Origin of the sequence: Kangiella sediminilitoris (assembly GCF_001708405.1) — a bacterium.
GTDB lineage: Bacteria > Pseudomonadota > Gammaproteobacteria > Enterobacterales > Kangiellaceae > Kangiella > Kangiella sediminilitoris.
This window is the reverse complement of record NZ_CP012418.1, coordinates 289,845-312,721: the sequence shown is the minus strand read 5'-3', so window position 1 is coordinate 312,721 and position 22,877 is coordinate 289,845. Positions and strand designations below refer to the sequence as shown.

Sequence of the window (22,877 nt, the reverse complement as noted above, 5' to 3'; positions counted from 1 at the left end):
TATAGACGTTAGTTAGCTTTATCAACTTTAAGTGTCGCACCTTCAAAACCAATCACTTTTACTTTCTCCCCTTGTGGTAAATCAGGTCCCGTCACGCGCCAGTAAGTATCGCCAACTTTGGCTTTGCCTACGCCATCTTCTATCGCGGTAGCCAGAGTATAAGTTTGTCCGATCAAAGCCTTGCCACGCTGATTCAATGACTCTTCTTCTTCAGGGTGTTCACGTTGTCGTTTTTTGCTGAAACCCCGCCAGACTAAAATACTGACGACGGAAAAAACAGAAAATATGAGCCATTGCCACTGCGGGTCTAAGACCTCTCCCAGGAACAGCATTAAGCTGCCGACAATTAAGGCTGCGATACCAAACCATAAAAGGATCGCACCCGGTGCGAACATTTCAAGAATTAGTAATAGTAAACCAAGTACCAGCCAGTGCCAGTAATCAAGTCCTGAGAAAAACTCCATAGAGCCTCCTAATTATTTTTTACCAAATGCTTCTTTGGCGATTTCAGCCACACCTGCGACCGAGCCGATCACTGACGATGCCTCCAGCGGTAGCATCAACACTTTCTGATTATCCGAGGTGGCAATCTCGCCTAAAGCCTCAACGTATTTTTGTGCCACGAAATAGTTAATAGCCTGCACGTTACCTTCGGCGATTGCTTTCGATACCATGGTCGTTGCATTAGCTTCGGCTTCGGCCAGACGCTCACGTGCTTCTGCTTCACGGAACGCCGCTTCTCGTTCACCTTCAGCCTTTAAAATTTGTGCCTGCTTCTCACCTTCTGCTTCCAGCACTTCAGAACGCTTGCTGCCTTCAGCTTCTAAAATTTGCGCACGCTTTAAACGCTCCGCCTTCATCTGCTGTGCCATGGCATCCACCAAATCACGCGGTGGCAGAATATCTTTGATCTCTATACGAGTAACTTTTACGCCCCATGGATTAGTTGCCTCATCCACAATCGTCAAAATTCGTGCATTAATTTCATCACGCTTTGATAGCATCCAATCCAGGTCCATACTACCCAATACGGTACGGATATTCGTCATTACCAGGTTCTGCATAGCACGATGAAGTTGATTGACTTCATACGTCGCTTTGACCGGATCCACCACCTGATAAAAACAGACAGCATCGATCGTGACGGTAGCGTTGTCCTGTGAAATAACCTGTTGCGCAGGAATGTCCAGAACCTGCTCCATCATATTCACTTTAGCACCGATGCGATCGATAATTGGGATAATAATATGCAAGCCTGGCGAGAGAGTTTTGCGGTACTTCCCGAAACGTTCGACCGTATACTGACTTCCCTGGGAAACCGTTTTGACCCCTAAGAAAATGCCAATCACGACCAGGGCAACTAAAGCAATAATAAATTCCATTCAAATATTCCTCTAAAATTTTTGTTTTTTAAGATTATTATTGGCTCAACAATATAGAATGTTTCCGGTTAGCAATTCAATGACTTTTAGTGAAAAGCACTTTCCCAATATTTAAACTGATTAAAGATTAGACTCGATCACTGGTTAAGGCACCACTGGCACGCTACAATAGCGCCCAAGTTTGTCATTTTATTCAATACTCATGAGCAAAAGTCCAAAACCTGTGGCTCTGATCATCTTGGATGGTTGGGGATATAGCGAAGATCCGAAAGATAATGCCATCATGGCGGCCAATACGCCTAATTGGGATAAGTACTGGAACCAATACAGTCATACCCTGATTTCAGGCTCTGGTACCGACGTAGGTTTACCCGAAGGTCAAATGGGCAACTCAGAAGTGGGTCATCTTAATCTTGGTGCTGGTCGAGTGGTCTATCAGGATTACACCCGCATCAGTAAGGCGATTGAAACTGGTGAGTTTTTCGACAACCAAGCTCTTGTAACAGCAGTAGATAAAGCTGTATCCCAAGGTAAAGCGGTTCATCTCATGGGCTTACTATCTCCTGGCGGTGTGCATAGTCATGAAGACCATATTCATGCTGCAATACAGTTGTGCCAGAAACGTGGCGCGGAAAAAGTCTATATTCATGCCTTCCTCGATGGACGTGATATGCCTCCTCGTAGCGCCGAAGCGAGTCTTGTGAAGCTCGATAATGTTTGCCAGCAAGTTGGCGTAGGCCGACTGGCCACAATGGTTGGCCGCTACTACGCCATGGATCGAGACAACCGCTGGGACCGTATCGAACTAGCTTACAACACGCTGACTCAGTCGACCGCCGACTATCGCTTTGACACTGGCGTTGATGCGCTAAGCGCGGCTTACTCGCGTGATGAAAACGATGAATTTGTTAAACCAACCGTTATTGGAGAAACTGCCCCCATAGAAGATGGCGACAGCGTTATTTTTATGAACTATCGTGCAGACCGCGCACGACAGCTGAGCAAAGCTTTTGCTAATGACGACTTTGAAGGCTTTGAGCGTAAAGCTCGTCCGCAGTTATCAGATTTCGTTATGTTGACGCAGTATGCATCAGATATAGATGCCAGCATTGCCTACCCCCCTATTTCGATGGATAACGTTTTAGGCGAACATTTGATGAAACTTGGTAAGAAACAGCTTCGAATCGCCGAAACCGAAAAATACGCCCATGTCACTTTCTTCTTTAATGGTGGACTAGAAACACCCTTTGAGGGGGAAGATCGTGAGCTGATCCCATCGCCTGATGTAGCGACTTATGATTTACAGCCTGAGATGAACGCCAAACTGGTGACGGATCATTTGGTAAAAGTGATCGAAGACCAGAAATACGATGCCATTATCTGTAATTTCGCCAACCCTGACATGGTTGGTCATACCGGTAACTTCGAAGCGACAGTCAAAGCAATCGAAGCTCTGGATGAATGTATTGGTCGAATCGTTGAAGCTCTTGAAAAAGTGGGTGGCGAAGCATTAATTACAGCGGATCATGGTAATGCCGAAAAGATGGCTGACGACACAACCGGTCAGGCACACACGGCTCATACTAGCGAACCAGTGCCCTTGCTTTATATAGGCAGAAAAGCAGCTCCCACAGTCACTGACGGTGTTCTTTCCGATCTCGCTCCGACCATGCTGACTCTGATGGGGTTACCAATCCCTGAAGAGATGACTGGCCGACCGATATTTAAAATTTAACGTTTGTTGATACGAATGATGCCACCAAGCCGAACGATACAACGCCAAGCCATATACTTGGTGGCTTCTATTTTTTTGCTTTTACTCTATAGTTTTGCTACGCCCGCTGCTCAGGATAAAGCACAAGCTGAAAAAGAGTTAAAGATATTAAAAGCCGCCATATCAGAAATCCAGGAAGAGCTTGAGGATAATCTTGCGCAGCAAAGTCAGGCCCAGCAGAAAATTAAAAGTATCGATAAAAAGCTGGCAGAAGTTACCTCGCAATTACGCCAGACAAAAAAACGGATTACTCAAGCAAATAACAAACTGCAGTCGCTTGAAGTTGAACAAACTGAAAAAATTGCTTTAAGAGAAAAGCAGCGACAAAGACTAGCTTCGCAGTTACGAAGTGCTTACATAGCTGGTCGTCAGGAATACGTTAAGCTACTTCTTAACCAGGAAGACCCTGCAAAAGTTTCCCGGATGCTGGAATATTACCGATACCTCAATCAGGCCAGAATAGATGATATTGAAGAGCTGCAACAAACGTTACAGCGTTTGCAGACTATCGAGCAGGATATCCAGAGTACGTTGATCACACTATCTGATCTCGAAGAAGCGCAAGTGGTTCAACAAAAAGAACAGCAAGAACTAAAGAAAGAACAACAGGTTGCTCTGAATCAATTGAAAGAAAGTTACAGTAGCCAAAATTCACGTCTTGAAAAATTACGCAAAGACGAGCAGGAACTTGCTAAAGTTATCCGCTCCATTGAGAAAACACTACGTCAGTTTGCGCCAAAGCAATCATTGGCGGGTCTGAGTAAATTCAAAAATAAACTGCAATGGCCCGTAAAAGGCTCTGTTCTTCATCGTTATGGTAGCAACAAACTTGGCAACAGATTGAAATGGAATGGAATTTTAATCGGTTCAAAGGAAGGCGATCCCGTTCACGCCATACACCATGGACAAGTCGTTTTTGCAGACTGGTTGCGCGGATATGGCTTAGTAGTTATTGTGGATCATGGTAAAGGGTATCTGTCCTTATACGGACAGAATCAAACCCTTATGAAATCTCCGGGAGACTGGGTTGAGGCCGGAGAACCTGTCGCTACCTCTGGGGGGAGTGGCGGCAGTGGTCAATCAGGCCTTTATTTTGAAATTCGATATAACGGCCGACCACAGAATCCAGTTGCCTGGATTCGCTAAAACAATAATCATAGTAGGATAATCAGAGGGATATACTCCGATGTTAAACAAGTTAGCCACAGTGCTATTGCTGTGCCTTTTCATTACAGGTGTTGCTTTTGCAGATCATCCTGAAAAGGAACAATCGCTGCAAGAGCCAACCATTGAAGAGCAAGAATCCGGCACATCAGACACTGTCGAGACATTACCGTTAGACGAGTTAGCGGCATTGGCTGACGCCTACGCGCAAATCAAACAGTCCTACGTCAAAGAGCTGACTGACAAAGAGATTCTTGATGCGGCAATTCGTGGCATGTTGAGCAACCTTGACCCCTACTCAACCTATCTCACCGCCGAACAATTTGCGGCTTTACAGGAAAGCGCGACTGGTGATTATGCGGGCATTGGCATTGAAGCAAACCACATAGAAGAAGGTATTGAGGTCGTTAACGTTTTTAAGGACTCTCCAGCTGAACGATCAGGCCTTAAGCCCGGGGATCTGATTACCCACATAAATGATATCTCTGCGGCCGGTCTTCCCGCTGAGGAAGGCTCCGAGCTTATGCGTGGAAGTCCTGGTAGTAAAGTCGAACTAACTTATATTAATAGTGATGAAGAAGAAGTAACGGTTGTCGTAACTCGACAGGTTATCCATACCACCAGTGTGACCTACCAATTACTGGAGGATAATATAGGTTTCGCCAGAATCACTGAATTCCAATTAAGAACGGCTAACGATCTCAGTCAGGCCATCAGTAATATGGAATATTTAAATAAAAAGCCGTTGGCAGGCCTCATTCTTGACCTCAGAAACAATCCCGGCGGACTGCTCGATGGCGCCACAGAGGTCAGTGACTTATTCCTAAATAGCGGTGTTATTGTCAAAACTAAAGGCCGCCAAGAGGAGACCAACGAGGTTCACAATGCCAGTTCAGGTGATATTCTACGAGGTAAACCCCTGGTCGTCCTTATCAACGGGCGCTCTGCTTCAGCTTCAGAAATTGTCTCCGGTGCGTTACAGGATCATAAGCGAGCGACTATCATTGGTACCCAGTCATTTGGCAAGGCAATGGTTCAGACAATTTTACCTATACATGGTGGCAATGCCATCAAGTTGACCACGTCTCTCTACTACACGCCTAATGATCGCTCTATTCAGGATTCTGGTATCACACCGGATATAACAGTTGAGTTTGAGCCTGTGGACGATAATAACGACGCAAAAATACAAACTGATACAAAAAAGTCAGGAGAATCAAAAGGTTCCGTAACCCAAAGTTATAAAAGGGATAATCAGGTCATGGCCGCTTTAAAACACATCAAAAATAGCCAAAACTGATTCTCCCCTGCTCGATCCCCTGTGGTTCTTGTATTAGACTGAGCCGGTTAACTCGTCAGAGAGCATAATAAACTGGGGTAGAGAATGATTTCTTGGAGAGTAATTTGCGCACTTTTGTCGATCTTAATGGTCGCCGGCTGTGATGTACCCAATGCCGAAATTAAAGGGACCATCACTTACGAAAAGGTCCCTCACAGTGACATATCAAATGGATTGGAGTACACCAAGTCTTTTGAAGCACCTGCACGTGGTGTTCTTGTAGAACTAATAGAGAATGACAAGGTCATTGACTCTGTCATCACGGATGACACAGGGGAATACAAATTTTTGAAGAAGATGGACACCTATGTTCAGATTCGTGTTAAAGCCCAACTCTCCAATCCCGCCGATGATGAAGATGATCATAGCTGGCAAGTTCAAGTGGTTGATAATACCAATGAAAATGCTTTATATACGATGGTAACGGATACCTTCAAAGTTAATAATGAGACCTTGAGTAAAAACCTTCATGCTCCATCGGGTTGGGTTGAAGGCAAGGGTTATGACAATACCCGTACCGCCGCGCCTTTTCACATCCTCGATAAGGTTTACGACATTATCGTTAAACTTAAAACAGTTGGCATTGTTGAACTTCAGCCGCTCACCATTAACTGGAGTCCTAACAATATTCCACAGTTTGGAGATATTGAATCTGGCCAAATCGGCACATCTTACTATCAGGAAGGTCAAATATTTCTGCTTGGCGCTGAAAATGTCGATACGGATGAATATGATCAGCATGTCATCATTCACGAATGGGGGCACTTTTTTGAAGATAGTCTAGCCCGGTCAGATAGTATCGGTGGCGCCCATGCAGGCGGAGATTACCTTGATTTACGAGTTGCTTTTGGAGAAGGGTTTGGCAATGCATGGTCCGCTATGATTACCGATCAGCCGCTGTATAAGGACTCCTTCGATCAAGCTCAGGCTAACGGTTTCTCTATAGCTATTGAGGATAATAACGTTATTAACCCCGGCTGGTTCAGTGAGGGTTCAGTGCAATCCCTGTTATATGACATTTATGATGAAGCATCGGATGGACAGGACTTCATACAGCTGGGTTTACAACCGATTATTGAGGTGTTGCAAGGGCAGCAGAAAGAGACCCCAGCTTTAACGAGCATTTTCTCTTTTATGACTTATCTAAATCAGCAATATCCAGCATATACAAATGATTTTAGTCAACTGCTGGAGGCCCAAAGCATTACCTCTGATATTGATATATGGGGTAGTAACGCCAGTAACAACGGTACTTTGGCTGAGGCCTTGCCAGTCTATATCATAATGAATCCTGGAGATGTAAAACGCGTCTGCACCAGTACCACTCAAGGCGCAGACTGGAATAAACTGGCTAATCACCGCTTTTTGAAGCTGAATGCTCCATCAGCAGGGAGTTATACCTTAACTCTGACTCCATCACGAAATAATGACATTGATGGGTATATACTGAACAACGGAGAAGAAATTGCTAAAGACGAGGCACCGGGGATAGACCCCGTTGTGATGACAATAGAGTTACCAAAAGGTGTCAGTATCGCAGATACTGTTGCATATGATGAGGCAGGAACAAGTGTTGTTGCGACCTGTTTCGATGCTGAGCTTGTTATGAATTAGCAATGCAAATTGTTTATGAGGATATGATATGAAGCAATTAAAAGTCGTTTTAATCACAGCGTTCAGCATACTTCTTTATGCCTGTGGGGGCGGCAGTGACTCCAACGACAATTCAACACCGCCACCTTCCGGGGGTAGTGGTCAAGCTGCAACTATTTCAGGAACAGCGACCTATGATAATGTGCCACATAACACAAGCACGAGCGGTCTTAACTACAATGCAACCACTCAAGACCCCATTCGAGGGGCTACAGTGCAACTCCTTGAGGGCAGCAGTGGTAGCACGGTCATTGATACTACGGTCAGCGACGCTAATGGACGCTACTCTCTGCAGGGCGAAACAGGTGCAACTTATCGTATCCGTATACGAGCGGAGCTGAAAAAAACAGGTACTCCTGCCTGGGATGTCGAAGTTGTCGACAATACCAACAGCGGTGCTTTATATGTCCTCGACTCAGAAAGCTTTAGCCCATCATCGACCAGCACTACACGTAATTTAAACGCGGCCTCTGGCTGGGGTGGAAGCTCCTACATCTCCACCCGTGCCGCAGCACCCTTTCATATTCTTGATCGTGCATATGAGATAATAGCTAAATTGCAGACCGTCGATGCAGATATACAACTTCCATCTCTTGTTATCAACTGGAGTCCAAACAATATTCCTGAGCCTGGCGACACTTCAACGGGTAAAATTAATACCTCTTTTTACAGTAATGGCAAAATATTCTTACTGGGCGCGGAAGATACGGATACGGATGAATATGATGGTCATGTCATCATCCATGAGTGGGGGCATTATTTTGAAGATACCAATGCCCGTTCTGACAGTATCGGAGGACGCCATGCAGGAGGTGACCGCCTAGATATGCGAGTGGCATTCGGCGAGGGCTTTGGTAATGCCTGGTCAGGCATCATAACCGATGATCCACTTTACAGAGATTCTTTTGGGCCTAATCAGGCAAGCGGCTTTGTGATTAATGTTGAAAATAATAACGTTTCAAACCCTGGCTGGTTCAGCGAAGGTTCCGTGCAGTCGATTCTATATGACATCTATGATTCGAATAATGAAGACCCATCAAGCCTAGGGTTACAACCAATCTATGATGTTTTGACGGGGTCTCAGCGAGATACTCAGGCATTTACCAGTATCTTCAGCTTCATGACATATATGAAAGCTAATAATCCTGGCGACACTGCATCTCTGGATCTGTTATTGATAGATCAGAACATCCAAACGAATGTGGATATCTGGGGGAGTAATGAGACTGACAGCGAAGGTCAGCCCGAAGTTCTTCCTGTATATGAAACATTCTCCGCTGGAGACAGCCGACAGCTCTGCACAATCAGTACTTTTGGTGGGTTCTCATCAAATGAGAACCGCAACAAACTCGGTAACCGAAAGTTTTTACGCTTAAACATACAAACGAATGGCAGTTACACTCTACGCCTGACACCTTCTGGAAGTCGCGATCTGGATGGGTATATCTATAGTCGAGGTACCATTGTCGCGGCCGATGATTCATTTACATCGTCAACTGTTAATATTACACAGAATTTTTCAGCGGGTACTTACGTTGCGGATGTCCTGGTTTGGGATCAGGCAGATTGCTTTGATGTATCCCTTATTCAGAATTAATAATTTACTGAGGTCAGTTTCATGAAAAAAATTATATTATTATCATGTGTGGGTTTAGCGTTTATTGCTGGTAGCCATCAGGTAATTGCGAAGGAAACTTCTTCTGGTAGCCAATACAAAAGCCCGGGCAAGCCTGCAGCGAAAATTGAAATGGATTATAGCGTTTCTAAGGAACGAGTTGCCGTGGGTGAGACAGTCAACATTACTCTGGCTCTCAAAGGCGCAGAAAGTCCAAAACTTGCCGACTTAACAACAAGCAAGCAGCTGGTGCTTCACGGTGAGAAACAGATTTCATTACAGAAGCAAGGTAACGAAGTGAGTCATCTATTTAGTGTTACCCCTATGACGGAAGGCATCCACTTAATTACCGTTGTAGCAGAGGATGCATCTAAATCTCATAGGAAGCCTTTCGCTATACGAATAGTTGCTGGAGATAAACCTATCGAGTCTTACCTTAAAACAAACGGTACTCTGACACAGGATGACAATGGCAAAAAAATCATTTCAATGTCGGCCGAAGAGCGCTAGAAAAAACGCTCCTATCAAAACAGCCGCTTAAATAAGCGGCTGTCTTTTTATTGCCTCAATGCATGCTGTAGTAAGTGCAGAGCAGCAATGCTCCTGGCCTCACTAAATTCATCCAGTTCCAACAAAGCGTCTAGTTCATCGACTTTCCACTCAACAACCTCGATGGGTTCAGGCTCATCTCCTTCAAGCTTGCTTGGGTATAGATCTCGCGCTAAAACAACATCCATTTTGTGGCTTAGATAACCGGGTGCCAATGTAATCCGTTTCATCTGAGTTAACTCCCTTGCAGCATAGCCAACTTCCTCCTGTAACTCACGATTTGCCGCATCCAGTGCTATTTCACCAGGATCAACCAACCCTTTAGGAAAGGCCAACTCATAGCGCTCTACCCCTGCCGCATACTCTTTTATTAGTAGAAGAGTGTTATCATCGAGCATGGGGATGATTAGTACGGCACCATATTTACCAGCTTTTAATCGCTCATATATGCGATAAACACCGTTGGAAAACTCTAACTCCAACTCTTCAACCGCGAAGATGCGTGTTTCGGCTATAATTTTCTGGTTTTTAATTCTGGGTAGTTTCTTAGACATAATTTATTTTAATAACTCGGTTAATCGGTTCAGGGTTGGGAAGTGTTTACTGCCTCTGGCAGGTCGAGTCATATCGGGCTGTTCAACCATTACCACATATTTAACACCGGATTGTTTCGCTCGCATTAAAATATTTTCTGTGTCATCAATAAATAAACATCTATGCAAAGGAATGGTTAAGTCCTGCTCTAATTGCTGCCAAAATCCAGCTGACTCCTTCGGTTGATTAAACTGATGTGACGAATATAGCCGATCAAAATATTGGTCTATCGAAGTCTTCTCCAGTTTAACCCGTAATGTTTCCGGATGGGCGTTAGTTACCAGTACAATTTGTTTTTGCAAAGATGATACCTTTTCCAGGAACTCTTTGGTTCCAGGTCTTAGGCTTATGTGATGAGCCATGCCTGACTTATGCTGAATGATATCAATCCCAAGTTTCTCAGACCAGAAGTCAGTACAGTACCAATTTAGAGTACCACTGAACTCATCGTAACACTCTCCTAAATATTGATGTGAGTCTTCCAGACTGATACCTTTTTCCTCGGCATATAGCTCCGGGACTGCTGTTTGCCAAAAGTGGTTATCAAAAGATAGATCGAGCAAAGTGCCATCCATATCCAATAGGATGGCATCGATATTTTCCCAGTCCTGTCTGCTTAAGGTATTCGGCCTTGCCATTGTAAATAGATCCGATTGTTTTCAGTTCTTCCCCAGCGGGATAACCATGACTTTAGGTTTTGCGGTACGTCTGTTGTCGTACTTAAGTTCATATTAAAACGCTTATCCAGAGAAGCATCAATGTATCCTTTTAAATCAAGCACTCCCTGATTGTCAGTGATTTCTACTCTAATCGTGTTATCACTATCTGCTAGCTTTGATAGGGTAAAATGGATTGTTCCTAATTCCAAATTACTTCCGGGATATTGGATAACTGCATTGCTCCAAGTCCCGCCACCATTTAACTCAAGTAACTCTTGCTGTGTCATTTCTAGCTCAGTGATGTTTCCATTAACAGGGCCAATTAAACCCTCAATGGGTAATTGTACAACTGATGTTACATAGGCAGTATCGATTGTGAAGTCTGTGTGCTTTAGTCTATAACGCCCCTCTCTAAGGTCCATCTCTGAGTTCAACTTAAGTTTAGGATCGTTCACTTTCACTGAAGACTGTAATTTACCTAGAAGAAGCCCCAGCAAGCTTGTCTCTAACTGCAGATCTCTCAATTCGTATTGTTTATAGTTGATCCGGCCGACCTTAGTTGACCATAAAGTTCCATTTACCTGCTTTAAGGTCAGACCCGGAACCTTTTCTGCTAACAGCGAGCTGATGGTATTTGCTGGCGCTAATATGACTAACATCGCCACAAAAAGAATAAGGGCCAAAACAGCCCCCATAATAATTTTTTTCATAAAACTTTTATTCTCAGGGATTAAGTTGGTTTTATAAATTTGATTGATGCGTCTACCATTCCTACCACATCAGTATCTGATACTCTTAATGTATCAATCACTAATCCCTGTTGCTGCTCTAGTTGAGTTGCCCAACGTAACAACTGATCGAACTCTACATCATCTAGCCGTACCTGGATCTCCTCATTGCGTTTGCGCTCCTCAATTCTGGAGAACTTTAATCCATAGCGTTTACTACTCGTGGTTATTAACTGATTAAGTGAGCGCGAGGCATTGACCTGTTTGCCACCACTTCGACTTTTTAGAGCCTGCACCTTTGAGGCAATCTCAGGCAGCTCACTCTGAGCTCTCTCAACACTATCACTTAGCTCAGCCATATAAGAACGAATCGGCATAACTATGGCGATAAATAGAATCAATATGATCATCATGATTCCTAATACTGTGACCATATTACGTTCGCGACCATTTAAGCCGCTATACCAAGTTTGTATAGCATTCATTGGTTTAACCCCACTGAAATTCTTGCCGTCCAGACACCGCCATTTTCAGATGCATTTCGCATATCTACCTTTAGACCTGCGGCTTCAAGATTTCGTTGCGATTGCGTCAGGATCTCATAGCTTTGTGCGCTTACATCCATACTTAACTGACCACGGCTATCGATATACTCCAGCTGTGAAAACTGTATATTTTTGGCATCCATAGCTCGAACAGACTTATCGATCAAACCCGCAAAACTACTGCTGCTACCATCATCCCCACCAATATTACGATAGCTGTTGTTGATTTGAATGCGAGCTGTGGTCAAAGGTAAGCTCGGATAGAGCTTTTGTGTTTCAGCTAACGTTCTCTCTTCAAGAGTGCTCAGCTTATTATTCAGGGAAATAATATGGCTTACTAAATAAACTATACCCAGTATAACTAAAGCTAAAGCCGCAATCGCCGGCAACTTGAATTGCCCATAATTTCTTTGTGTTTTCTTTTGTGACGCAAACTCCTGCTGTAACAGGTTTATCCCGCCTTCTCTGTAATTCTTAGCCAAGCATAAAAATAAACTTTCGATTGATTCCTGCTGCGTTGCCAGTCCTGGAATACCTTCAAGGTTTAGTTGCTGGCCATCCTCTGCAAATATACGTATCGCTTGAGACATTCCCAAATCGTCACTTTGAATTTCAAGCTTCAACAACTCCTTCACTAAGTCCTTATCAGCAGACCAAAACAAGTTTGGTTCTTGCCGCAATAATACCTGCTCACCGACCACGGCGCTCCAGGCATCTTCAAAGTAAGGAACACAGGCAGCCTCAGATACCACTACATCAGGCTCAACTCCCGCTTCCTTCAATAAGTCCAAGAGCTGGCGCAGATACCCTTTATCAATCACATTGACCGAAATTCTTCCTTCTGCGTCAAAGCTACCTAGAGCAAACAGCTGTGTTTCGACATTATCAATGACTTGCTCTTCCAGCTGGTAGGGAATTGCTTTTTCTAACTGTTTACGATTTTTTGTCGGCGGTTCAACATTGAAACACTTAACTCGGTGCGCCGGTAACATCAGTATAATCTGCTCTTCAGAAACGACTTCCCCTAAAGTTTCGGCATCCTCCATTAGCAACTGTCCCTGATCAACGAAACCATCGCTACCGTGCTCATCGTCTGATAAGCGCCCCCACTGCAATGACTTTTCGTCACTACTGACTTTTATAAATAACCGCTGCTTCATTATTTATTCTCCAATGTGTCGTGCTATTACATTGAACTCAGAATCTTGCTTTAGCATCAATGAGCTCACGACCGCTTTACCTGTGTTAACGCTTGCTTCGGCTGTTAACAACATATACTTACTGTCAAAAACTAAACGTCCCTTTCCCTGTTTAGATACTTTACCACTTCCTAGCGCTTCAAAAAAACCAGCCTCGTCATAACCTTCATCGGGTAAATTTTCTAATGCTTGTCTGACCTGCCCAAGATCAACATCCTGAAGTAACATCCACACTAGTTCAGCATTCTCAGGTTCAACTGTATTAACGTTGATAGTACCCTCTTTTGTCGGCAAGACACAGACTAAGTCTTTTATTTGATCATAGATTTCCGGTGTAAAACCTTTAATAACCAATAATTCACTACTGTGCGCCATAAAAGAATCTGCCGTACGGTAAGGTATCTTCATACCTGTATAAGTATAATCTTCAGCCCCATCGATACCCGTCGGTTCCTGATCCTCATCAATCCAATCTTTTGTCGCAACTGCCAGGGCCTGTGGTGATACTGAGCTATCCTCGAGACGTGACTCAATCAATTTTGCAAATATATCCACTCCCGGCATTCCACTACCTTCAGAGCCATCATTCACTCGCCCCTCGCTAACAGGCTGGAGTCCATTGCCACCGCTACCAATTTCACGACCTTCTTCGCCTCCATCTCCTGCTGCCTGCTGCTCCATAATGATGCTATTTATATTGAAGCAACTGTGCATATCTTTTATCGAACCTTGTAATTGACCCAAGCCCTGCTCGATTTCAAAAGCCAGCCCGCTTTCTGACCATGGTTGCAATCGATGCACTCGCTCAGCTTTACTTTCTTCAAAGAATTTTTTTAACTGGCTGGTCGCAAATACTTCTGCTCCATACATATACTGATAAGCACGAGATCCATTAATAATATTTGCTGTCCGTTGTACCTGCATCTGCTGGCTATTTAAAATTTGAATTGCCATGATGCTAAGAACAGAAAAAATCACCAATACAGTGATTAGGGCAACGCCTTGATTTCGTTGGAAGCTAACCATAAAACCTATCGGTAACCGCCCCCTCTTGTATTATTGCTCCTGCCATTATTGTCAGTTCCCCCAGAGGTTGGATCCTCCCGCTCTGCATTTTCTTCTTGTTGCTCCATCGCGGTATAACGTGGCATGGGGAAAAGCCGATATAATTCTCCATAGTCTTCTAATTTGATGGTAACTTTAATGGCTTCTGGTAAGGACAAAAGCTGCTGTCCATCAACCAACCAAGATTTTTTCCAGATATCATCGCTTAAGAATTCCAACTTAAAATCTTCAACTCGGGTTAACATATCACGTGTTAGCTCCTGCCCCTCCCGAGCACTATCTACGTAGAGCCAATGATGGCGCACCACTCGATCATCTAAAAACTCATACTTTACATGCTGCAAACTACTACGCTTTAGTTTTGCAGGATTACGCCAACCGGCTCTCGTAAACTCAATGTAGCTGTTAGCACTTTCAGAGTCAGCTTTTAACAACGGTGCTTTATCACCAAAAACGTTTCGGCGGTCACGTGGAACCAGGTACCGAATATCTTCTTCTAGCTGCCTGAATGCTAACTGTACCTCTCTCAAACGCTCAATTTGTTTATCTGCTGATTGAGACGTTATCTGTACAAAGTTGAAAACCTGTAGTGCACCAGCAACTACGATGCTAAAAATAAATAGAGCTATCAGTACCTCGGTTAGGGTAAAACCTTTTGCTCTGTTCAGCTTCATATTCATCGCCTTGGCGCATCCCTATCGTCGGATTTTTTTCCTACAAAGCCAGTCATCGTATAAATTCCGCTCTCGCCATATAAGATCGATAATGTAACCCTACGCATATCCTCCACTTCTGTACCGACAACATTCTGCTCCCATTCCCAGATGCGGCCTGCGTATTCGGTTTCACCCCGTCTTTTACCAACAGAGGGCCAGTCATCATCTAACTGCAGTTCAGCAAAATGATTCTGGGCGACAAAATTTGCTAGAGTCTTATCTTTTGAGTTTCCAAGGGCAATGATGCTGGAAGAAAATAAACCGGAGAGCATGGGTATAATAAAGATCGAGAATACAGCTAGAGCAATTAAAAGCTCCAGTAAACTTAAACCACTCTGCTTACGGTTCAACCTACTCATCATCTTCTAAATCTTTATCCCAGTCATGGCTGTAATGCCCCTCAAGGGCAGAAGACAGTTCTATATTACCGACATAATCGCCAGTTATTCTATAGAAAACAGGTTCATCTCGGTCTAACCCAATTGTCACCACAAACTGATTGCTCTCACCGCTGGATAACATATAGATTTGTGGCGTTTCAGGCTCTTTCTTCTTTTGCTCCGCTTCCTGCCCTCTTTTATCACTGGTCACTTCCTCTTCCTGAGGTTCATTTTGTAATAGGGACTCCTGTCCTTCTACATTGACGTAAGTGTGGACAGGCTCATCCAGCTTTATTGGGCGAAGTAATCGATGATCTTGCAGTGGCTGCCACTTCCCTCCGTTATAGACCATGAAGGAGTAGCCATCAGACTCAACCCTCACCCCCATCTCAACACCACGAATAATGGATTCTTCCTGAGCTATTTGTAATAGGCCGTAGAACTGACGAGATTTATTTTTTAACTTGGCAAGATCGTTATCACCGAAGGCAATAGTTGCGACAGAGATCATTAGAGCCGCGATAGTCATCGCAATCAGCACCTCAAGCAGGGTGAATCCTGCCTGATGTGCGGATCTAAAGAAATTAAGTTTATTGGTTCTCTGTATTGAAATTGGCTTCATGTAAATTCCAAGTACCAATATCCATATTTTCACCTTCGCCGCCTTCACGACCATCGTTGCCTAAAGTATATAGGTCGAAGTCCCCATGACGGCCCGGATATATATAAATATAATCACGCTTCCAAGGATCTTTTGGCACAGCTGAAGAGCCTAAATAACCGCTACTTGGGTAGTTTTGAGGTACCGGTTCGCTGGTAGGGCGTCTGATTAAAGCTTCTAACCCCTGCTCCGTAGTAGGGTAAGTACCATTATCCACTTTGTAACTGGTTAAGGCTGTTTTTAGCGTATTAATGTCACCTTTGAGTTTCTCAAGGTTTGCCTTATTGACGTTACCAATCAAGCTTAAAGTTACAACGGTTCCCATGATCGCTACAATGGCTAACGCGATTAAAATCTCGGTTAAGGTGAAACCTTTTGCGCGCTTATTCATTTTCGATTTATTAATACCTTTCATATACCTATCTCTTTAAAATTAACCTGTAATGGAGTTAGTTAACTGGAATATCGGCAGCATCATTGCTGCAACAATAAACATTACCATCGCCCCTAACCCTAAAATAATCAGTGGCCCCATGATATTCAGAGCCACATCAATACTATTTTCGAACAATCCTTCCTGGTTGTCAGACACCTGTTCCAGCATATGCTCCAACTCACCGGATGCCTCACCACTACCAATCATATGAATCATCATTGGTGGGAATTGTCCGGTTTGCTGTAAAGCCATCTTAAGACTGCCACCCTCGCGAACTTTAACAGCCGCCTCCTGAATAGCTTTTCGCATCTTTAAATTAGACAGAACCTTACCACCAATGTTCATCGCCTCAAGTAAAGGTACGCCACTGGAGTGAAGGATATTCAGTGTGCTGGAGAACTGAGCGGTATTCAAATTACTGGATAACCGACCTATAACCGGCATTCGAAGTATTACCCGGTGCCATTTAAGCTTATTCTCTTCTTTTCGTAACCACATCTTGGCACCAATAAAGCCTAATATCAGCAGTACCAATACATACAGTCCGTAGGAAATTGTAAAGTCACTAATACCAATCAAAACTTTAGTTATGGTAGGTAATTCTTCCCCCATATTCTGGAACTGTTCTACTACTTTAGGAACTGCAAAAACCATCAGGCCTGCGACAACACCAATAGCAACCAAGATCAAAACAATGGGGTAAACCATGGCAGCTGAAACTTTGCTACTGATCTTCTGACGACGCTCAGTATAGTCCGCCAGTCGATTTAATACTTTATCCAGATGACCTGCTCGCTCGCCCGCTGCAACCATAGAACGGTAAAGCTCATTGAATACACTGGGAAAATCTGACAAACCATCAGCCAGAGTATGACCTTCCATTACTTTGGAACGGACACCGAGAATGATGGTTTTTACTTTTGACTTATCCGTTTGATCAGCAACCGCTTTAAGCGCCTCTTCAATTGGTAAAGCAGCTTTGACTAATGTTGCAAGCTGACGGGTAATCAGCGCTAAATCAGATACACTGATTTTTGGCCCGAAAAATCCACCACCTTTTTCTTTGCGGCTGACGCTATCTCCAACATGATTAACTTCCAGCGGGGTTAAACTTTTCTCACGGAGTTGTTGGCGGATCTGCCGAGCTGTATCGCCTTCAAGCACACCTTTTTTTTGTTTGCCCTTGGGATCAAGCGCAACGAATTCAAAAGCAGCCATTAGTCCTCCCGAGTAACGCGTAGGACTTCTTCGACTGTGGTTATACCGTCAACCACACGCTGACGGCCATCAGCGCGAATACTTGGCGTAGACTGGCGAGCATGACGCTCCATTTCCTGTTCACTACTATTATTATGGATCATGGTTCTCATCTGATCGTCGATCAGAACCAGTTCATATATACCTTGACGCCCACGAAATCCTTGCTGGTTACAATGTTCACATCCAACCGGGTGAAAAATTGTTGGAGGTTCCTGTGGATCAAAACCCATCAACTCACACTCTTTTTCATTAGCAATGGCAGGTTGTTTACACTCATTACAAAGTTTACGAACCAGACGCTGAGCTAGCACACCCAATATACTTGAAGATAATAAAAACGGCTCAACCCCCATGTCCTGCATACGGGTTACCGCACCAATCGCAGTATTGGTGTGTAAGGTAGACAGCACCAGGTGACCGGTTAAACTTGCCTGAACGGCAATTTGAGCCGTTTCCAGATCACGAATCTCACCTATCATCACCACGTCCGGATCCTGGCGCAAGATTGCTCGCAAACCACGAGCAAAAGTCATATCAACCTTTGGATTGACCTGAGTCTGGCCAATACCATCGATTAAGTACTCAATAGGGTCTTCCACCGTTAAAATATTTCTGGATGTGTTGTTAAGCAGTGATAAACCAGCATACAGGGTGGTTGTTTTACCGGAACCGGTGGGGCCGGTAACCAGGATAATTCCATGAGGCTTGTGCAGTATATCTTTCATCAACTCTCTGATGTCATGCTGCATTCCCAGATGTTCGAACTCCAGCCGCCCCGCTTCCTTATCCAAAAGACGTAATACCACTCGCTCACCAAAACTGGAGGGCATCGTTGATACACGCACATCTACCGCACGATTTGCAATTCTCAGTGCAATTCGTCCATCCTGTGGAATTCGCTTTTCAGCAATATCCAGCTTGCCCATAACTTTAATACGTGAAACCAGCAATGGCGCCAATTTTCGGCTAGGTTGCAATACCTCACGCAACACCCCATCAATACGGAAACGTACAGACAGGCTTTTCTCAAAGGTTTCAATATGAATATCGGAAGCATTTTCTTTAATTGCCTCCGTCAATAATGCGTTGATTAACTTAATAATTGGAGCATCATCTTCAGCTTCTAAAAGATCTTCCGTTTCGGGTAACTCTTCGGCCAAACGAAACAGATCCATTTCATCACCAAGGTCTTCCATGGTCTGACGTGCGTCTGTGGTTCCTGATTGATAGTAAGCACTCAGTTCTTTTTCAAATGATTCTGCGTCTAAACGCTCTAAGTTGAAGGACAGCGGGTAATGACGGCGAACTTCCAGGAGCGCCTGAGGTGAAGCATCATCTCGCATGAAGCATTTTATTCCATCATCACTCTCTGTTAAAAATACACCATGTCTCTTGGCAAAGCTAAACGGCATGGCACGGAAGCGTCCAGCCTCTACCGTTGGCTTAACTTCAGACTCTAAGGCTGTATTATTTTCAACTAGCTCAGACATTAGTCTTCACCTTCCTCTGAGGTAGACTCGGTATTTTCTTCACCATTTTCCAGTAGCTTCTCATTATCGAGATACTCTTCGAAACTTGGGGGTAACACCAAAGCCTCATCGTATGTTGGCATGATTGGCGACTCAGCGCTTGGCATTAAACTAATACCACGGTTCGCCTGCTCAATCTGTTGAGCTCTCATATAACTATATTTAGCATTACTAATTTCGCGTAAATCTTTATCATCTTTCAACACTCGCGGATGGATAAACACCATCAGGTTACGCTTAATCTTTTGAGTTCGCTGCGACTTAAAGGCATGACCAATAATGGGTATGTCACCTAATAGAGGCACTTTCTGCGAGCTTTCCTGTATATCATCATCAATCAATCCACCCAAAACCACCATGCCGCCATCTGGTACCAGAACGGATGTTTTCACTTCACGTTTGTTAGTGACAACGTCTACCGCCGTAGTACCAGCAAGTGATGATACTTCCTGTTCAATATCCAGACGAACGTAATTGCCTTCATTAATTTGCGGTGTAATTTTCAACATCACACCCACATCTTTACGATCAACACTCTGGAAAGGGTTCGTATTACCACTGCCTAAGGTTGAGCCAGTAATAATCGGTATTTCCTGACCAGCTTTAAATATAGCCTCGACATTATCCAAGGTAGTGATACTCGGACGAGCCAAGGTATTAGAGTCGGTTACACCTTCAAGCGCCTTAATAAAGGCTGCCCAGCTGACACCCGTCTGACTCATGCGTGCAATACCTAAACCGGCACCCTGCAATCCGCCGAGAACCTCAGCCAATGCTGCACCATTATCACCACCAGTTGTGATAGTTTCAGTCCCTGTAATGGCTCCGGTTTCAGGATCACGAGTAAAGACTTCCTCTTCCTGGCCACGTGCTGCAATAGCACCTCCAGCTACCTGGCCAATCGAGGTTCCTGTATTATCGAAGTTGATAATACCTGCTGGTTGCGTACCCGAGCCACTCGGAGAAAACAGCCACTGGATGCCCAGCTCTTTTGCCTTGGTATCTGAAATCTCGACAATGATTGCTTCGACATGAACTTGTTTACGGCGAATATCCAGACTGCGGATAATCGACTCAAACTCACGCATGATATCGGGTGGAGCAGTTAGTACTAAGGAATTCGTTTCTTCATGGAACTGTACCGAGTACAACGCTTTCTTAGCAGCCGTGCCTGAAGCAGCCCCGGCACCTGCTCGTCCAGCATTAGCCGCCTCTTCTTTTTTCTTTATTTCACCAACACCTTGTAAAACGTCGGCCACCTGCTCAGCCTTAGCGTATTTGAGGAACACTGTTTTTGTGTTACCGGTACTGTCCAGCTGACGGTCAAGGCTATGAATTAAAGCACGAAGTCGGACACGCTGACGCTGACCAGCACTTAATAAAATACTGTTTGTCCGCTCATCCGCTACATAGCGCGGCGCTTTAACCTGATTAACTCTCTCTTGCTGTCCCGCGCGATCCAGACTTTCCAGAATACGGACAATTTCACTGGCCGAAGCGTGTTGTAACGGTATTACTTCTATCTCTTCATCGTTCGCCTTATCCGTGCGCTCAATAATCTGGGTAATACGCTCTACGTTCGAAGCAGAATCATGCAGAATTAAAGTGTTAGTACCCTGTACCGCAAATAGATGCCCCGACTGTGGCGAAACTAACGGACGCAGTACATTCATAATCTGCTGCGCGTCAACATTTTGCACAGGGATAACCTGTGTAATAGCTCTGTCACCATAACTTTGTGGATTTTTGACATTAACCGGAGAGGCCTCATAACGTGCCTTTTGATCCTGAACGATCTTAATCACACCGTTATTTTCGATTGCCTGAAATCCATGAATCTGCAGCGTTGATACGAACTGGTTATAAATTTCTTCCTTACTGAAATCATTATTTGAAATGATAGTAACTTTTAACCCTTTGACTCGCGGGTCTACAATCATGGTCTTGCCCGTGATTCGAGCTACCGTTTCGACGACCTCCCGAATATCAGCATCACGTACATTCAAACGCTCTGCTTTGACCATGGCAGAAGACAGAAGTAACGACAAGGCACATAATCCCATAGTCACTCCGTGTCTCCACTGGGTTCTTTGTTGCTTGTTATGATCCTGACTACCTAATTTGTCTAGCATTGCCATCTCTCTCATTTAAGTTCGGCTGTGGGCGTTGATTACTTAAATCTGAAAAGCCCAGTAATAATGTTACAGGCTGCCCATTACGCTCAATAGTAACCTCTACAGATTGAGCGCTATTTAACTCGGTTAACATTCCCATTAAATCTTTATCGTTTAGCGGTTGTCCATTGACTGATGTAATCACATCGTTTCGGCGTAACCCGAGACGGGTAAACATTCTAGGGTCTTTCCCAGGAGCCACTTTATAACCGCTTACCTGACCATCAGCCCCTATGACTCGCTCTACACGCGCCACATCCATGAAGGACTGAGGATTTTCATACAGTTTCTGTTTCATCTCGGACAATTCACGGCTTAACCTGACGTCACGTCGTTTATCAATCGTCCGTTCCTGACTTTCTGACAGCTCAGGCTTTTTTGCTGTCGATAATACTTGTTTATTTAGTTGCTCTAGTAGCGTTAGAGTCTCAAACTTACCACCATTCTTAATAATAACTTTCAAGGTCTCTACTTGGTGCAGGGTCACATTACCTCGTACCTTTAGCTTATCACCTATAAAGTACACATCCTCTTGGCTACCATTGGACTGAATTATAGCGCTACTGACATTGTCATCATCAGATACATAAGTACCCAATAGTTTAAGGTTCAGCTTGGTTTCTTCCGCTTCAACCTGTTGCTCGACGGGTGCGTTAGCTTCGCCAAATAAATGCATGGCCGCAATCCGCTCAATATTGACGGTAGGCTGCTTATCAGGAATAGGAGCTGTATTAACAGGGGTGACCGCTGGCATTGGCTGGAAATAATCCACCCATAACCAGACTAATTTCGCTAAGACATAGAGGCAGATCACCCCTAGTACTAGAGCAACAATTCGTGCAATTAACCTACCCCGCTGTTGCACAAACTGTGTAAAGTTTTTCGACGTTACGTTCATGGTATTATATGTGCCCGTTTCCGTACTCCCAACAAAAGTCCCAAGTCATTTGTTTAGCTATCTTTCTTTGAGATAGCTTATAATAAGCATATTCCCACTGAAACTGTGGAAAAGCAAGCTAAGATACTGTAAAGATTAGTAAGGTTCAAGATGACAGCTGACAATTTTGTGAGGTTAGACAAGTGGTTATGGGCTGCCCGTTTTTTTAAAACGCGCTCCATTGCCAAAGAAGCGATCGATGGAGGTAAAGTCCATTGTGACGGAGTAAAAGGCAAAGCCAGTCGCGCCGTCACCGTCGGAATGACACTTAAAATCCGACAGGGTTTTAATGAAAAAACCGTCATAGTAAAAGACTTGTCTTCACAGCGTGGACCAGCGAAAATTGCGCAGACTCTTTACGAAGAAACCGACGAAAGTATCAAGAAGCGAGAAGCCCTCGCGGTACAGAGACAATCTATGCCAAAAACCGAAGGCAAGCCTGACAAACGACAAAGGCGTCAAATACATCGATTCAAACGCGATCAAAATTAACAAACAGCTACAGAGTTAACCGGATA

The 22,877-nt window shown here is 44.2% G+C and carries 23 protein-coding genes; 7 read left to right on the top strand and 16 right to left on the bottom strand.

Translation table 11 applies throughout. The features are described from left to right. Positions 1–8: 8 nt before the first annotated feature. Together KS2013_RS01550 and KS2013_RS01545 are read right to left on the bottom strand one after the other, a co-directional pair. Positions 9–464, bottom strand: coding sequence for an NfeD family protein (locus tag KS2013_RS01550; protein ID WP_068988731.1), 456 nt, complete (start codon positions 462–464; stop codon positions 9–11). A gap of 12 nt (positions 465–476) precedes the next feature. Further along, on the bottom strand, positions 477–1,382 hold the full coding sequence (locus tag KS2013_RS01545) for an SPFH domain-containing protein (RefSeq protein WP_068988729.1): 906 nt from the start codon (positions 1,380–1,382) through the stop codon (positions 477–479). A 202-nt stretch (positions 1,383–1,584) separates the two neighbouring features. Here KS2013_RS01545 and gpmI point away from each other — a divergent pair, with 202 nt between their 5' ends. The 6 genes from gpmI (at position 1,585) to KS2013_RS01515 (ending at position 9,437) form a co-directional block, all read left to right on the top strand. Next, on the top strand, positions 1,585–3,117 hold the full coding sequence (gene gpmI, locus KS2013_RS01540; RefSeq protein ID WP_068988727.1) for a 2,3-bisphosphoglycerate-independent phosphoglycerate mutase: 1,533 nt from the start codon (positions 1,585–1,587) through the stop codon (positions 3,115–3,117). A 60-nt stretch (positions 3,118–3,177) separates the two neighbouring features. Beyond that, positions 3,178–4,302, top strand: a complete 1,125-nt coding sequence (locus tag KS2013_RS01535) for a murein hydrolase activator EnvC family protein (RefSeq protein WP_228703695.1) — start codon at positions 3,178–3,180, stop codon at positions 4,300–4,302. Positions 4,303–4,342: 40 nt separating this feature from the next. Further along, positions 4,343–5,620, top strand: a complete 1,278-nt coding sequence (locus KS2013_RS01530) for a S41 family peptidase (protein ID WP_068988725.1) — start codon at positions 4,343–4,345, stop codon at positions 5,618–5,620. 114 nt (positions 5,621–5,734) lie between these two features. Then, the gene (locus KS2013_RS01525) at positions 5,735–7,273 is read left to right on the top strand and encodes a hypothetical protein (RefSeq protein WP_156768946.1); all 1,539 of its coding nucleotides are present in this window, start codon (positions 5,735–5,737) and stop codon (positions 7,271–7,273) included. Between the two features lie 28 nt (positions 7,274–7,301). Then, positions 7,302–8,909 (top strand): carboxypeptidase-like regulatory domain-containing protein, encoded by a 1,608-nt coding sequence (locus KS2013_RS01520; RefSeq protein WP_068988722.1) that lies wholly within the window; start codon positions 7,302–7,304, stop codon positions 8,907–8,909. A gap of 21 nt (positions 8,910–8,930) precedes the next feature. After that, complete coding sequence (locus tag KS2013_RS01515; protein WP_068988721.1) at positions 8,931–9,437, top strand: hypothetical protein; 507 nt, start codon at positions 8,931–8,933, stop codon at positions 9,435–9,437. 47 nt (positions 9,438–9,484) lie between these two features. On the opposite strand, the gene nudE is transcribed toward KS2013_RS01515, so the two are convergent. Genes nudE through gspC form a run of 14 tightly spaced genes read right to left on the bottom strand, consistent with a single transcriptional unit; the run spans position 9,485 to position 22,320 of the window. Then, positions 9,485–10,030: an ADP compounds hydrolase NudE gene (gene nudE, locus KS2013_RS01510; RefSeq protein WP_068988718.1), complete on the bottom strand. Its 546-nt coding sequence runs from the start codon at positions 10,028–10,030 to the stop codon at positions 9,485–9,487. A 3-nt stretch (positions 10,031–10,033) separates the two neighbouring features. Beyond that, positions 10,034–10,708, bottom strand: coding sequence for a GMP/IMP nucleotidase (gene yrfG, locus KS2013_RS01505; RefSeq protein ID WP_068988716.1), 675 nt, complete (start codon positions 10,706–10,708; stop codon positions 10,034–10,036). After that, the gene (gspN, locus tag KS2013_RS01500; protein ID WP_068988713.1) at positions 10,687–11,439 is read right to left on the bottom strand and encodes a type II secretion system protein N; all 753 of its coding nucleotides are present in this window, start codon (positions 11,437–11,439) and stop codon (positions 10,687–10,689) included. Before gspN ends, yrfG begins: the two co-directional genes overlap by 22 nt. Before the next feature lie 20 nt (positions 11,440–11,459). Continuing rightward, positions 11,460–11,942, bottom strand: coding sequence for a type II secretion system protein GspM (gene gspM, locus KS2013_RS01495; protein ID WP_068988711.1), 483 nt, complete (start codon positions 11,940–11,942; stop codon positions 11,460–11,462). Next, positions 11,939–13,162, bottom strand: a complete 1,224-nt coding sequence (gene gspL / locus KS2013_RS01490) for a type II secretion system protein GspL (protein WP_068988708.1) — start codon at positions 13,160–13,162, stop codon at positions 11,939–11,941. Before gspL ends, gspM begins: the two co-directional genes overlap by 4 nt. Before the next feature lie 3 nt (positions 13,163–13,165). Further along, positions 13,166–14,227, bottom strand: coding sequence for a type II secretion system minor pseudopilin GspK (gene gspK, locus KS2013_RS01485; RefSeq protein WP_068988707.1), 1,062 nt, complete (start codon positions 14,225–14,227; stop codon positions 13,166–13,168). Between the two features lie 5 nt (positions 14,228–14,232). Further along, on the bottom strand, positions 14,233–14,940 hold the full coding sequence (gene gspJ, locus KS2013_RS01480; protein WP_083217754.1) for a type II secretion system minor pseudopilin GspJ: 708 nt from the start codon (positions 14,938–14,940) through the stop codon (positions 14,233–14,235). Between the two features lie 2 nt (positions 14,941–14,942). Then, positions 14,943–15,344, bottom strand: coding sequence for a type II secretion system minor pseudopilin GspI (gene gspI, locus KS2013_RS01475; RefSeq protein WP_068988704.1), 402 nt, complete (start codon positions 15,342–15,344; stop codon positions 14,943–14,945). Then, positions 15,334–15,984, bottom strand: a complete 651-nt coding sequence (gspH, locus tag KS2013_RS01470) for a type II secretion system minor pseudopilin GspH (protein ID WP_068988702.1) — start codon at positions 15,982–15,984, stop codon at positions 15,334–15,336. Before gspH ends, gspI begins: the two co-directional genes overlap by 11 nt. Next, positions 15,953–16,438: a type II secretion system major pseudopilin GspG gene (gene gspG / locus KS2013_RS01465; protein ID WP_083217753.1), complete on the bottom strand. Its 486-nt coding sequence runs from the start codon at positions 16,436–16,438 to the stop codon at positions 15,953–15,955. The genes gspH and gspG overlap by 32 nt, the downstream gene beginning before the upstream one ends. Positions 16,439–16,456: 18 nt before the next feature. Next, entirely contained in the window at positions 16,457–17,677 is a 1,221-nt protein-coding gene (gene gspF / locus KS2013_RS01460; RefSeq protein WP_068988701.1) for a type II secretion system inner membrane protein GspF, read from the bottom strand. After that, complete coding sequence (gene gspE / locus KS2013_RS01455) at positions 17,677–19,209, bottom strand: type II secretion system ATPase GspE (protein WP_083217752.1); 1,533 nt, start codon at positions 19,207–19,209, stop codon at positions 17,677–17,679. The genes gspF and gspE overlap by 1 nt, the downstream gene beginning before the upstream one ends. After that, positions 19,209–21,380 (bottom strand): type II secretion system secretin GspD, encoded by a 2,172-nt coding sequence (gene gspD / locus KS2013_RS01450; RefSeq protein ID WP_083217850.1) that lies wholly within the window; start codon positions 21,378–21,380, stop codon positions 19,209–19,211. The genes gspE and gspD overlap by 1 nt, the downstream gene beginning before the upstream one ends. Then, positions 21,361–22,320 carry a type II secretion system protein GspC gene (gene gspC, locus KS2013_RS01445; RefSeq protein ID WP_068988696.1) on the bottom strand — a complete coding sequence of 320 codons (960 nt, stop codon included), beginning with the start codon at positions 22,318–22,320 and terminating at the stop codon, positions 21,361–21,363. Before gspC ends, gspD begins: the two co-directional genes overlap by 20 nt. 150 nt (positions 22,321–22,470) lie before the next feature. Here gspC and KS2013_RS01440 point away from each other — a divergent pair, with 150 nt between their 5' ends. Beyond that, positions 22,471–22,851 carry an RNA-binding S4 domain-containing protein gene (locus tag KS2013_RS01440; protein WP_068988694.1) on the top strand — a complete coding sequence of 127 codons (381 nt, stop codon included), beginning with the start codon at positions 22,471–22,473 and terminating at the stop codon, positions 22,849–22,851. Positions 22,852–22,877 lie beyond the last annotated feature (26 nt).